Genomic DNA, 12,698 nt, shown 5'->3' with positions numbered 1-12,698 from the left:
TAAATAAGGGTTAATTTCATATTTTAGTGTAGTAAGATTTTTCGTTCAAACGATGAACTAATCCATTGACTTCATGATCGTTTGTATTTAATCAAATTAATGCCAGCTTCGTTATTAATTTTATTCTTAACTTCCTATTATCTAAATATTTTCACAATACCTAGGCTGACAAAATAAAGGTCACTATATTTTTAGTAAATTAAAGACTAGACCTTTGTATTTTATCCTCCACATGTTTTTTAAATGCTGTGGCTGTAATCAATTTAATTAAGGGTCTTCCTGATGAAAAATAATTACCGTATTACTTTATTGTTTAATGCTAATAAAGCATATGATCGTCAAATAATTAAAGGGATTGGCGAATACTTACAAGCAACTCAATGTGATTGGGATATTTTCTTTGAAGAAGATTTTTGTACTAACCTTGAAAATATTCATGACTGGATTGGGGATGGTATTATTGCAGATTTGGATAACCCAGAAATTGAATCACTATTATCTCATTTATCGATTCCGGTTATTGGGATTGGAGGCTCTTATGAAAATGAAAAAAACTATCCCGACGTGCCTTATATTGCGACAGATAATGTTAATTTGGTTAATACCGCATTTCATCATTTAAAGGACAAAGGATTAGAGCACTTTGCTTTCTACGGACTACCTGAAGATAATAAAACCCGTTGGGCGAGTGAAAGAGAAAAAGCTTTTAACCATATTGTAAATCGTGAAGGGTATTATAGTTCAGTATATCGGGGGCACCGAACTGCACCACAAACATGGCAGTATGATATGAACCGATTAGCCGACTGGTTACAAAGTTTGCCAACACCTATCGGCATTATAGCGGTGACGGATGCGCGAGCTCGCCATTTACTTCAATTGTGTGATCATCTTAACCTGATGGTACCCGATCAAATCGCAATTATTGGTATTGATAATGAGGAGTTAACACGTTATTTGACAAGGGTTTCATTAAGTTCTGTAGGACAAGCCTGTAAGTCAATGGGGTATTCTGCAGCGCAATTATTACATAAACACTTGGTCGAGTTAGAGTCACCTGATGTAAATGAAGCCGGCCAAACAAAAGATGTTAAGTATCCTCGAATTCTGGTTCCTGCAGTGGAGGTATTTGAACGACAAAGCAGTGATTTTCAAGCTATTAAAGACCCTTATGTGATTAAAGCGATGCACTATATTCGTAATAATGCTTATAACGGAATTAAAGTTGATCAAGTTTTAGATTCGTTGAGAATTTCCAGATCTAATCTGGAAATACGTTTTAAAGAAGAAAGAGGACATTCAGTACATCAAGAAATACATAACTCAAAACTAAAACGCGCTTGTGAATTACTAGCTTCTACTGATATTTCGATTGCAGATGTCCCAGTTTTATGTGGCTATCCATCATTACAGTACATGTATACTGTCTTTAAAAAAGATATCGGTATTACGCCAAAGGATTATCGAATTAAGCATGTTAGTTATTCAATCTAACAGTATTGAGAATAATGATTAAAATAAGCAGCCAAATTTCCTGAATGATTTTAAAAAATGCTTCTTACTTAGAAGCATTTTTATATTATTAAGGGCAGTTGAAACTTATACTTCAACTATTTTGCAGGTATTGGTTGAGCCTGCATAGTGTTCATTACCATGAGTAATTAATACAAGCTCTCCTTTATTTAAGTATCCCGTTTCTTGTAATATTTCAATTGCATTGCGTGTAAACACATCATTATTAGTGGTCGTCGAATTAAAATTAATCGGTATTACTCCACGGTATAATGCACAATAATTCAACGTTTGAGTATTACTTGAAAGTGCAAAAATAGGCAAACCAGAGCTAAGACGTGACATTAATAAAGGTGTCGTCCCCGAAGCTGTTAAGGAAATAATCGCTTTGATACCCATTGTATGATTAGCTGTAAACATTGTAGTCATCGCCAATGCTTCAGTTGGATCATTAAACATATAATTCATACGGTTCTTTGAAATATTAATACTTGGATGCTTTTCTGCACCGAGGCAAACTTCACTCATCGCTTTAACCGTTTCAACAGGATAATCACCTGCGGCTGTTTCACCTGATAACATTACTGCATCAGTGCCATCTAATACTGCATTTGCGACATCCATTACCTCTGCTCTTGTTGGCATTGGAGCAGAGATCATCGACTCCATCATCTGTGTTGCGGTTATAACGACTCGATTTAACCGACGTGCTGTTCGGATCATATTTTTTTGTACGCCTACCAAACGTGCATCACCAATTTCTACACCCAAATCACCACGAGCGACCATAACAACATCAGAAGCGAGGATAATATCTTCTAACGCTTCCTGAGTTTCTACTGCTTCAGCACGTTCTACTTTAGCGACTATTTTGGCATGGCAGCCAGCCTCTTTTGCAAGCCGGCGTGCATAATGAATATCTTCACCATTACGAGGGAAAGACACGGCAAGGTAATCACAACCAATTTCAGCAGCAGTGATGATGTCTTTTTTATCTTTAGGTGTTAATGCGGCGGCTGATAATCCCCCCCCTTTTTTATTAATACCTTTATTATTAGATAAGAATCCACCAATCGATACCGTCGTGTGGACTTGGTTACCGATAACCTTTTCAACAACTAATTGAACTCGGCCATCATCAAGTAATAAAACATCACCTGAGGTCACCTCTTGCGGTAATGTTTTGTAATCAAGACCAACAGCTTGCTGATCACCCTGACCTTTTTGGATGTCACTATCTAGAATAAATTGGTCACCAATAACTAATTGAATTTTTTTATCTTTAAATGTGGATATACGAATTTTAGGGCCTTGTAAATCCCCCATAATAGCCACTTGTTTTCCTAAACGAGCAGCAATTTCTCGTACCTGTTTAGCACGTTTTATATGATCTGCAGGTTCACCATGTGAAAAATTCATGCGAACCATATCTGCTCCCGCAACGATAATTTTTTCAAGGTTATTATCACGGTCTGTAGAAGGTCCTAAAGTCGTAACAATTTTGGTACGTCGTAACATAATATATTCCTGTTAAAGTAATTTTAATTTCTAATCAGACTAAGAAGCTTAATTATTCTGAATTCGAAACTTGACGGTTTAACTATTTTCCAAACTCTCTACATATTATTATTTGAGCCTTTGCATTAAAAATATCAGACTCTGCACATTCCTTTGGGCTAGTGTGTTGAGATAGCAATTGATATGATATTTTTATCTAAAAAAGTATCACTCAACGGTTTTTTAGCCGCCTATTTTCATTTTTGATATACCTCCCTACTCTAAGAAATTTAATATCGATATTGTATTTATCTATAACCAAGCGATGAAAAAACCATTGCTCCATTTAGAACCAATTAACTTCGTGTTATTTTAAAAACGGTTTTGTGCGAATAAGGACGATGTGGGGAATAAATACAAGCTTGTGCAATCTCCGGCATATTCACTTGATCAGGGTAGTGTTGTGTTTCAAGGCATAATCCATAATAAGCATCATAAGCTTTACCTTCCCGCCCAATTTCTCCCGATAACCAATTACCGGTATAAAACTGAATGGCATTTTGATCGGTGTAGACCTCCAATTGTAACCCTGTAAATTCACAATTAACTTGAGCAGCTAAAGCAAATTCTTCTTGATTTAAACACCAACAATGATCGTAACCATTCACTAATTTTATTTGTTGCTCATTCGCAGTGATGCCTTCTTGGATGACTTTTTTGGTGCGTAAATCCATTGCCGTTTCGCTAACAGATTCTTTGCTAATTGGAATAGATTGTTCATTAATTTTCAAATAATGATCTGCAACAATCACGACAGAGTGGTCGACAATTTTCCCATGACAACCTGATAAATTAAAATAAGTATGTTGCGTTACATTAATCGGTACACCTTTATCAGTGGTTGCGCCATATTCAACAGAAAGCTCATTGTCATCATTTAATGCATACTTAACGGTAAAGTTGATATTTGCAGGATAACCCGCGTCACCCTCTTTCGTTTTGATTGCTAGGCAAATCTCTTGTTGGTTAAAAGATTCAACTGTCCAGCGCTGTTTGTCTAGCTGGATTGAAGCGCCGTGCAGATGATTGTTACCTTCATTTAATTCAAGCTCAATTGTTTTACCATTTAGTGGAAACTTACCGTTAGCAATTCGGTTTGCCCATGGCCCGACAACGCTACCAATATAAGCTTTGGTAGCCAAGTAATCTTGAGGTTGCTTAAACCCCAAAACAATATTCTGTCGCTGGTTGTTTTTATCATTGACAAAAAAATTAACAATGGTGGCACCAAGCTGTGAAATATCAACTTGAGTACCTTGCGTGTTTTTTAGGGAGTATAGATGAAAATCCCCCCATGCTTTTTTAACTGTTTGCGTCATGACTTGATCCTTTTCATAAAAAAAGTGCATGAGGTTAATACCATGCACTTTGGTTTATTATTTTTTAGTACTGTGGTCTTAGTTTAAGAACATACAAGGAATTTCATTTGGGTAACGCTCTGTTGCTGGTTGATTGTAATCAATATCTGTTACTCCCAGCAGATTCAGTACTTGGTACATTGTTTTACCAACATTAGCGAAGGCAACGCCGGCATGATGCGGATAACGCTTTTGAATCAATACATGGCGGTAAAAACGCTGCATTTCAGGAATAGCAAAGACTGCGATAGAACCAAATGATTGTGGGTCGATATCCAGAATGTCACCTTGAGCAACATAAGCGCGGAGCTTGGTATCTGCAGTTGACTGCAAACGGAACAATGTTACTTCTCCAGGCTTGATTTGACCTTCAAGTGTCCCACGTGTGATATCTGGTGCTTTACCTGGCTCCATCAGGCTGTGCATGATTTTTTGGAAACGCAATTGAGAATTTTTCATACAGCTAGATGCAGTGTTACCACAATGGAACCCCATGAATAGGTCTTTTGCAGTGTAGTTACCCATCACTTCAGCATTTGCTTCAACCATATCCGTTGGCACTGAGTTGTTGATATCTAGTAACGTTGCTGGCAAATTTGTTGCACAGGTGATCATGTACTCAGAAAGCGCACCATAAATATCCACTTCACAAGCAACAGGAATACCACGTTCAGCTAATCGTGCATTTACAAAGCATGGAACAAAGCCGAAGAATTTTTCAAATGAAGGCCAACACTTATTAGCAAATACACCAAACGTTGAGGCTCCAAGATTCGCTTTATGGAAATCAAGTAATGCGGCTTCATATTGTGCAAGCTTAGGCAGTAGATCAGGATATGGGTTGTTATCACCAAGTTCTGCTTCCATAGAGGCGATAATTGCAGGAATATCTTTATGACCCGCAGCCTCAAGGTATAGGTCGTAAAGGTCAAGTTCACTGTTTTCCATGATTTCAACACCAAGGTCAAATAACGCCTTGATAGGTGCGTTACAAGCAACGAAATCCTGTGGACGTGGACCAAAACTAAAGATCTTCAGACCTTTAAGGCCTAATATAGTACGCACTACAGGTACAAACTCACCAATCATTGTGGCAACTTCTGTTGGTGTACCCACTGGATACTCAGGAATATGTGGGCGAATATTACGCAAACCTGCGCTATATGAGGCATTTAACATACCGCAATACGCATCGCCTCGCTCATCAGCAAGGCATGCAGTTGACTCTTCTGCTGCAGAAACAAACATAACAGGGCCATCAAAACGTTGCGCCATTTGTGTTAAAGGGCCTTCAGGTCCAAAGTTACCAAGATAAATAACTAATGAGTTAATGCCAGCTTCTTTTGCTTCAGCTAATGCTTTTAGCATGTCATTTTCATTTTCGATAATCGTATTTAACTCAATAACGCTAATTTCTTTTTCAGCACATGATTTAACAACTGCTTTACGACGTTGCTCAGAAAGAGTGATAGGAAAACAGTCACGGCTTACAGCCACGATACCTAGTTTTACTTGTGGAATATTGATCATAATGTTGCTCCGAATAATTGTGATTAATTAATATAAGGACACTATGACGATTTAAAATAGAAAAAAAATTGTGAAAAATAACAAGTTAATTCTGTTATTTTGTTTTAACAAACAAGATCACAAAAACACTTATTATATAAATAAAATTGCTTTTAAAAATAAAATAAAAAGCGCCAGAACAAGAAGAAATACCTTATACTTCAACAACTTAAAATCACACAGGCATCAATAAAGAGTTCACTGCAAACGAACACAAAGATGATATTGATCAGGGTTTTATGGAATAATTAAGTTTTATCTATCGGAAATTAATATTTGATAAAACAAAAAAATTTATACATCTAATCCAGTTTAAAAACTCAGGTTAAAATGAACCTGAGTTTTTAACAATGCTATATTTGAGCTTCGTTATCATATGGTAGAATAGTTTGAATAGAACCATCTTCATTATGTACTAACTCTGTCATTTTTATGTTTCTCAGGTGTGTTTGGCCACCAGATAACGAACAGTCATGGTAGAACAGATACCATTTCCCTTCGAACTGAGCAACCGAGTGGTGGGTTGTCCAACCTAAAACAGGCGCTAAAATGACGCCTTGATAAGTAAATGGACCATATGGTGACTTGCTAGTAGCATAAACAATTTTGTGAGTATCCCCCGTTGAGTAAGAGAAGTAATAGGTATCATTATGTTTATGTAGCCAAGGGCCTTCGAAATAGCGACGATCCGTATCACCTGTCAAAATTAACTCGCCATTTTCATCCAAAATCTCGATACTACGAGCAGATTCAGTAAGATCAAGCATATTCTCAGATAATTTAGCAACTTGAGGTAATAGAGCAGGTTCATTATCTGCAGGATATTTTTCTTCACCAAATTCTACGTCACGCCAGTTTTGTAGTTGACCGCCCCATAGCCCGCCAAAATAAATATAGTATTGTTGGTCATCATCTTGAAATACTGCAGGATCAATACTAAATGTTCCTTCGATATGTGTGTCTTGTGCAACAAAAGGCCCTTCTGGCGCATCACCGACAGCAACACCTACATGAAATACACCATCATAATTTTTAGCCGGAAAGTATAGGTAGTATTTACCATTTTTTTCAGCTGCATCTGGCGCCCACATTTGACGTTCAGCCCATTTCACATCTTTTACGTCAAGTGCATTACCATGATCAGTCGACTTACCAAACGGACGATCGAGTGAAATCACGTGATAATCTTTCATATCGAAATGATCACCGTTATCATTTAATGGTTTACCTGTTTCAACGTCATGAGATGGATAAATATAAATCTTGCCATTAAATACATGTGCAGAAGGATCCGCGGTGTAAATATGTGTAACAAGTGGCGAGGAGATCGGTTTTAACGAATTTGCACGGTCAAGATCTCGTTTAGTCACGACTTCTGCATCGCTTAGATTTTGTTCTTTAATATCTTGTTTATTCATTGCATTTTACTCATAAAGTTATTGAAATTGATTTATAACGGAGTATATCCAAGGCTAGCTAAGGTTAAATTTCCGATAACTTTCACTTCTTTTATGTTTTTTAGTTTCTGTGACTTATATTTGAATTTATCGACGAAGCTAGCTTGATTGGGTTGAAATTACGGTAAAGAAATAAACCAAAGGGTAAGAAAGATTAAAATTCCTATGATTTTTACTACTATTATATTATTTAGTCTCTTTGATTTAGATTGACTCGTAAAAAAGGGGGGAAAATAAACATTCTTATTATCCCCCCTTATTGAAAATTTACGCCTCTATTTAAAAATGAGGTTGATGGCGTTAAGACTCTAAGTATTCAAGATAGTCGAAATCAGCAGATGCTTTCAGTCCGGTAATATCTGCAGCAAATAACGCCACAAAACTACCTGTAAAGCGGAAAATATCAGGGCCACCTTCATCAGATAAAGGTGTACTATTTAATGCAGGACCAATGGTCTGCCAAGTTTCTCCATCGAGAGAGTAACTGAATTTATACCATTGTTTATCAAGTACTAAGCGCATATATACAGCGCTGACATCACCAATGGCGACCTCTCCTGAATATTCCCCGTAGTTTTCATTAATGTTACCCACCACTTGCAGAACACGCTTGCCTTCATCTGTTGCGGTCATCTTGAGAAAATAGTGTCCATTTCTAGCGTAATACGCACATAACCCCGCCATTTGATAAGGTGTATTTGGACTAAACTCCATTTTAGTTTCGGCACTCGCATGATGAGACTGAAAGCGACGTGCAATCATACTTTGCTCGTAACGCGAAGAAAGATAGTGACGCCCTTTTAAGCGCAGGTAACCTGGACGCTCAGTTAATGAAACCCACTCTTCATTTATAGGTTCACGCAGTGTTTGATAATCAAGGCGCAGTATATTGCTGTCAAAATCATCACGTGCAGCGACGGTTGGCCATGGGCATAAAGCCAGATCTGGTGCATCCACCTCAACAACGGGGGTTTTTCCTGAGGTGACATATGGCCAACCGTCTTGCCAATGTGCTTTTTGTAGTGCAGTTTCACGCCCTAAAATGGAAAATCCATCGTTATATTTAGGCATAAATTGGTAACCTTCAGGATTACGAATTTGACGACCACACAGGTGACTTAGATACCATTCGCCCTTTTGTGTTTCGACAAGGAAACCGTGACCCGCACGAGAAAGCTCGGCTTCTTCCTGAAAACGACTGGTTAAAATAGGGTTGTCAGGGTGAACTTGATAGGGACCCAAGATATTTTTAGAACGGCAAACAGTAACCGCGTGGTCCTGTGCTGTTCCACCTTCTGCAGTTATCAAGTAGTAAAAACCATCTTTTTTCAGCATTTGTGGCCCTTCGGTGCAGCCTAATACCGTTCCTTCAAAAATCTTATGTGCATTACCAACCAGTTTGCCAGCAATGGGGTCAAACTCTTGCAATACGATCCCCCCGAAGAAGTTTCTATTTGCTCTGCCATCCCAGACCATGTTCAACATATATTTTTTGCCATCTTCATCATGGAATAAAGAAGGATCAAACCCATAATTACCAATTGAAACCGGATCACTCCATGGGCCTTCTACATTCTCCGCTGTGATGACAAAGCTCGGTGTTGCCATCCAGTTCCCGCCTCTACAAGCATGCACATTAGAAAAGCACAGCCAAAATTTCCCATCAGAGTATGTAAGTGCTGGAGCATAAACGCCTTCAGAATTGTCCATCCCTTTCATATCAAGTTGAGATGTTCTAGTTAAGGCATGACTAATTAGTCGCCAATTAACAAGATCCTTTGAATGATGAATCTGAATACCAGGAAACCACTCAAAAGTTGAAGTTGCAATGTAGTAGTCATCCCCGACACGAATAATAGATGGATCAGGATTGAAGCCTTTTAATATTGGATTTAAAATATTATGCGTCATAATTAGTCTCGATTATACTTATACCAGTATCACTGAACTGGTTGTTTAATAGATAACATGCAAACACAATATTCGCTAACTATCTGATAATAAACGAATACTGGTATTAAATTAAAAAAACGATCAGGTCTCTCATCGAACATACTCAGATTGGAACTAATAGTAACCTAGTCAAGTACCTAATCAATCTTGCTGGTAACATCATTGTTTTCAATCGAAGGCCTTGCTCAGAATGCTTTTGATTGAACAAAATTTGAATGAAAAAGGTTAATAACCACTAGTTTGGAATAATGTTTTAAATAATAATTACTTATCAACACAACATTTTCCTTATTCCCTTAGGAAACTGATTATTTCACTGCTATTGGTTCATCATCAACAATATCTTTGAGTAAATCATCATGACCGCAGTAATCAGCAAGGATCTTCTTGCCAAGGTATTCTGCACTGTGGCGTTCAAATAAAAGAGGACGAATTGAGTCTTTTTCTTCGTCATTGATTCTACCTACTTTTTTAAATAATCCCGTCATGCCTATGATTTTCCAGTTTAATTAATTGTGCATATAGTTCAGGATAATATTTGGCTTTTTAGTAGATTCATTCAATTATGAAATTTGATATGAAAACTCACCTATTTGTTTAACGTGCTCTACATCACAAAAATATTGAAGTTTTATCATCAAGAATAAATAAATAATTATATGTTAGGCAGCCTGTTTATCTAGGGCATGCTACTCGTCAATCATCGGCTTGACACCTAATGATCTATTCATGATCAGGATCACAGCATACAGAACATGAAGTATTTGAGTGCATCGGGTTATAGCGTAACAAGTGAAAATTTAAACATTTTTCTTTTGCAACAATAATGGCTTAATTACCTGTGTAATAATAACCGCATAAAGAGCATAACCATCATTACTTCCTGGAAGAGGTAAAATAGATATATTAATGACCATATTATTTAATGATAAGATATTTATATATGGGCCAAAGCAAATACGTGTGTCAATTCACACAATCAAACATTGGGGAAAAAACAACAACAAATTAACCATATTTTATACTGTTTCCGATTAAAAATACCTCGACACTGTTCAGCCATTAATTTGAGATAAATGAAATCAAGCTCATCTATACTCAATAATTACAAGAGGTTAACAATGAATAACGTTAAAAATATAATATTAGTGCTCGGCACAACAATAACATTAACAGGTTGCCTTTCCGGCGAATTAAGTGATGATCAAAAAAATGCTCAAACAGACAATCAAACAGAGATTGAAACCTCAGCGATAAGCAACCTATCTGAAATTGCAAGTAGAATTGGAGACGGTTTTCCAATCGGTGCAGCAGTATCTGAATCCAATATCACAGATACTAATATTAGTGCGATTGTAATACAGCACTTTAATCAGGTCACCGCCGAAAACATCATGAAACCAGAAGGTCTACAGCGTAATGAAGGTGATTTTACTTTTGATAAAGCGGATGCATTGGTAGATTATGCTGATGATAATGGTATGGCCGTACATGCGCACACTCTTGTGTGGCATAGCCAATCTCCAGCTTGGATGAAAGATTGTACCGATGTAGCAGATTGTACTGACGTGATGAACACACACATCACCGAGGTTGTGCAGCACTTTGCAGGAAAAAATATTGCTAGTTGGGATGTAGTCAATGAAGCTTTCAATGATAAAGATGGATCATATCGCGGTAGTAACGAGACTTTTGGCGGCATATCTTGGGCTGAGAAAATAGGTGAAGATTACATTAATATTGCCTATACAACTGCACGTGCAGCAGATACATCAGACTCTGCCGCGAAGCTTTACTACAACGATTACAATCTTGAGATGAATGATACGAAGCTTACCGCTGCGCTTACCATGATCGATGGACTACAAGAAGACAATCTCATTGATGGTATTGGCTTCCAAATGCATGTAACAGATACCTTCCCAACCATCGAAAATATTACTGCTGCATTAAAAAAAGCCGCGAATACGGGTCTACAGGTTAAGATCACTGAACTAGACGTTCGTATGAATAAAGATGCGAATGCAACTTCATTAACAGCAGCAATTGCTGAGACGCAAAAACAACGCTACAAATCAATCGTCGCAGCTTATTTAGACGTCGTTCCTGCTGCACAGCGTGGTGGTATTACGGTATGGGGTATATCTGATCCAGACAGTTGGATTATCAGCCTTTACGGCAATATTGACTGGCCATTAATGTTTGATGCTGACCTAAACCAAAAACCTGCGTTAAAAGGTTTTGCTGAAGCATTAAATGCTAAAACCGATACTGATTCTAATACCAATAATATTGTTGTTGATTTTGAAAATGATACTACTGCTTATACATTGGTAGGCAACCCTTCAGGCTCTGCTGTTGTATCTGTAGATCCAAGTGATGCTGCAAAAGAAGCATTAAAAGTAACAATTGTTTCAGATGATAAAGGATATGCTGCCGGCGTAGCAATACCAGTAAATATTCCTACAGGAAAAACATTAGCAGATTACTCTGCGGTTACATTTAAAGTTTATTATACTGCCGAAGGCGAAGCTGATATTGCAAATAAAAGAATACAGTTACTCGCGTTATCAGGCGATTTACCTGATTCAGTCCCTCTTATTCAGTATAATGGTACTTGGGCAGATGCGACAGAGGCACACTTAGGTGTGATGGATAATGCTAAAGCCGATACGACTGAATCAACTGCTTTTCAAACTTATATATTTAACTTATCCGATGGTAATGTAGAAGATTTAGACACTTCAGTAGACAGCTCATTAACGGAGGTAACAAAAGCACTAACAGGCAATATTAATATTGTATTTGCTTTCCCTCATGAAGGTTCTACTTACTACATAGATGACTTAACATTAGTTCAATAAAGTTAAGTCATCTGTAACCAATATTGTTTTTAATAGCATTGGTTTTTAATCTAGTTATAAAGCTACCTTCTCAGGAGGTAGCTTTATCAATGGCTTATTTGTTACTCACAAATATAACCATTTTTATCACTGAATAACCTAGACTCCTAATACAATGTATATATTGTTAATTATGAAGAATCAAAACATTGAATATTTGTTTAGCCAGATCAAAAAATAAAAAATACAGTAAAATGTTCATAAAAATCAGTCATTAAGGACACTATACGAAGACCATTTCATATAAGCAGAAGTAAGTTACAAAAATAACAATTCATAAACCATATTTCGTACTATTTTAGGTCAAAGAGATAATATAGCATAATGAGCTATATATTCTTTTCTGAGCAATAGTGGCTTCTTCATAAGCCTATGCCAGCAACTACCCT

The 12,698-nt window shown here is 37.1% G+C and carries 8 protein-coding genes; 2 read left to right on the top strand and 6 right to left on the bottom strand.

Features of this window, described 5'->3' with window-relative positions; translation table 11 throughout:
* Positions 1-279 precede the first annotated feature (279 nt).
* Positions 280-1,494, top strand: coding sequence for a DNA-binding transcriptional regulator (locus GQR44_RS08420; protein ID WP_277344368.1), 1,215 nt, complete (start codon positions 280-282; stop codon positions 1,492-1,494).
* Positions 1,495-1,599: 105 nt separating this feature from the next.
* Here GQR44_RS08420 and pyk read toward each other — a convergent pair whose 3' ends face one another.
* From pyk to GQR44_RS08390, 6 genes are all read right to left on the bottom strand, one after another.
* Complete coding sequence (pyk, locus tag GQR44_RS08415; protein WP_166371220.1) at positions 1,600-3,030, bottom strand: pyruvate kinase; 1,431 nt, start codon at positions 3,028-3,030, stop codon at positions 1,600-1,602.
* Positions 3,031-3,365: 335 nt separating this feature from the next.
* Positions 3,366-4,388 carry an aldose epimerase family protein gene (locus tag GQR44_RS08410; RefSeq protein WP_166371218.1) on the bottom strand — a complete coding sequence of 341 codons (1,023 nt, stop codon included), beginning with the start codon at positions 4,386-4,388 and terminating at the stop codon, positions 3,366-3,368.
* Positions 4,389-4,466: 78 nt separating this feature from the next.
* Entirely contained in the window at positions 4,467-5,957 is a 1,491-nt protein-coding gene (locus tag GQR44_RS08405; protein WP_166371216.1) for a fucose isomerase, read from the bottom strand.
* A 392-nt stretch (positions 5,958-6,349) separates the two neighbouring features.
* Positions 6,350-7,414, bottom strand: coding sequence for a glycoside hydrolase family 43 protein (locus GQR44_RS08400; RefSeq protein ID WP_166371214.1), 1,065 nt, complete (start codon positions 7,412-7,414; stop codon positions 6,350-6,352).
* Between the two features lie 339 nt (positions 7,415-7,753).
* On the bottom strand, positions 7,754-9,364 hold the full coding sequence (locus GQR44_RS08395) for a glycoside hydrolase family 43 protein (RefSeq protein ID WP_166371211.1): 1,611 nt from the start codon (positions 9,362-9,364) through the stop codon (positions 7,754-7,756).
* 350 nt (positions 9,365-9,714) lie between these two features.
* Complete coding sequence (locus tag GQR44_RS08390) at positions 9,715-9,894, bottom strand: hypothetical protein (RefSeq protein WP_166371209.1); 180 nt, start codon at positions 9,892-9,894, stop codon at positions 9,715-9,717.
* 633 nt (positions 9,895-10,527) lie between these two features.
* Here GQR44_RS08390 and GQR44_RS08385 point away from each other — a divergent pair.
* Positions 10,528-12,270 carry an endo-1,4-beta-xylanase gene (locus GQR44_RS08385; RefSeq protein WP_166371207.1) on the top strand — a complete coding sequence of 581 codons (1,743 nt, stop codon included), beginning with the start codon at positions 10,528-10,530 and terminating at the stop codon, positions 12,268-12,270.
* Positions 12,271-12,698: the final 428 nt, after the last annotated feature.

Origin of the sequence: Psychromonas sp. SA13A, assembly GCF_011378715.1 — a bacterium.
Lineage (GTDB): Bacteria > Pseudomonadota > Gammaproteobacteria > Enterobacterales > Psychromonadaceae > Psychromonas.
This window is presented reverse-complemented; position numbering and strand designations above follow the sequence as displayed.

Coding starts and splice junctions, on each gene's coding strand:
- pyk (WP_166371220.1), bottom strand. CDS start 3,030: ATGTTACGACGTACCAAAATTGTTACGACTTTAGGACCTTCTACAGAC.
- GQR44_RS08410 (WP_166371218.1), bottom strand. CDS start 4,388: ATGACGCAAACAGTTAAAAAAGCATGGGGGGATTTTCATCTATACTCC.
- GQR44_RS08405 (WP_166371216.1), bottom strand. CDS start 5,957: ATGATCAATATTCCACAAGTAAAACTAGGTATCGTGGCTGTAAGCCGT.
- GQR44_RS08400 (WP_166371214.1), bottom strand. CDS start 7,414: ATGAATAAACAAGATATTAAAGAACAAAATCTAAGCGATGCAGAAGTC.
- GQR44_RS08395 (WP_166371211.1), bottom strand. CDS start 9,364: ATGACGCATAATATTTTAAATCCAATATTAAAAGGCTTCAATCCTGAT.
- GQR44_RS08390 (WP_166371209.1), bottom strand. CDS start 9,894: ATGACGGGATTATTTAAAAAAGTAGGTAGAATCAATGACGAAGAAAAA.
- GQR44_RS08385 (WP_166371207.1), top strand. CDS start 10,528: ATGAATAACGTTAAAAATATAATATTAGTGCTCGGCACAACAATAACA.